Source organism: Dietzia sp. HMSC21D01 (assembly GCF_001815995.1).
Classification (GTDB): domain Bacteria; phylum Actinomycetota; class Actinomycetes; order Mycobacteriales; family Mycobacteriaceae; genus Dietzia; species Dietzia cinnamea.
Genome location: NZ_KV823766.1, coordinates 14,900 through 15,561 on the forward strand (window position 1 = coordinate 14,900; position 662 = coordinate 15,561).

Annotated in this window: 1 pseudogene; it reads right to left on the reverse strand. The window is 73.0% G+C overall.

The annotated features are described in order from the left end of the window. A pseudogene (locus HMPREF3086_RS18340) lies at positions 1-597 on the reverse strand (hypothetical protein); the annotation flags it as partial. Positions 598-662: the final 65 nt, after the last annotated feature.

The window sequence follows — 662 nt, forward strand, 5'->3', positions numbered from 1 at the left end:
GCCGGCGGGGTCGTGGTCGGTGATGATGCGGTCGAGGGTTCCCAGGATGGCCTCGCGTCCGGGGCGGGTGCCGGCGGCGATGGCGGCCAGGAGCCAGTCGATGATTTGTTGTTGGACGGCGCGGCGGTGGGCGGAGTCCACGGTGCGCATGTGGCGGGCGAGCAGGTCGGCGGTGTCCTCGTCGAGGCGGCCGGTTTCCATGGCCTCGACCAGGGTGGGGAAGCGCGTGATGAGGGTGCGGGCCCGGGTGAGCAGGGTGCGGGCGCGGTTGTTGTGCACGCCGTAGGCGGCGACGATCTCGGCGCAGGCGATGTGGAAGGGGTCGATGACGGCGTGTTCGGGTTTGAGGTCGAGCTCGGGGTCGTAGCCGGCGGCCAGGTCGCGTCGTTCCTGCTCGTCCTCGCAGACGGTGTAGAGGTGGTAGCAGGCGCGCAGTCGGGCGGCGGCGGCGATGTTCTCGGCGTAGAGGGCCTGCACGGCGGCGGCGCCGGCCGCGGCGACGGCGGGGCAGTCGACGGAGCCGCCATCAGCGCGGCGATCTGCCCTGTGATCAGCGCGGTGGTCGCCGCCCGGGTGCGGTTGTGGTGGTCGCGTCATCGGCCGTGCCCGCCCCCTTCGCCTGGGTGTGATCGCCGCCCGACCGGGCGAGGATCGCTCGTGTG